Raw genomic sequence first — 248 nt, 5'->3', positions numbered from 1 at the left:
ATTCATACAGCGGCCAGCCATCCGTCATCCATATCACCACGTCAAAGGGTGACAGCAGGCTCATAAGACGCCCCAGCGTCTTCACCGAATACGTGCGCCACAACCGTCTTCCGGAGCCTGTCATACGCGTAAAACAGCCAGCGCTGGCGCGATTTAGCCCCGACGTATCCCCACTGTTCGTCCATTTCCGCGCAGACGATGACGTCACTGCCCGGCTGTATGCGCGAGGTTACCGACTGCGGCCTGAG

General features: G+C 59.3%; 1 pseudogene. It reads right to left on the bottom strand.

The window, feature by feature from the left end:
• Window positions 1-248, bottom strand: a pseudogene (locus tag OGV85_RS00305) (IS1 family transposase); the annotation flags it as partial.

Origin of the sequence: Citrobacter sp. Cf132 (assembly GCF_030333885.1) — a bacterium.
In the GTDB taxonomy this organism is placed as follows: domain Bacteria; phylum Pseudomonadota; class Gammaproteobacteria; order Enterobacterales; family Enterobacteriaceae; genus Citrobacter; species Citrobacter freundii.
This window is presented reverse-complemented; position numbering and strand designations above follow the sequence as displayed.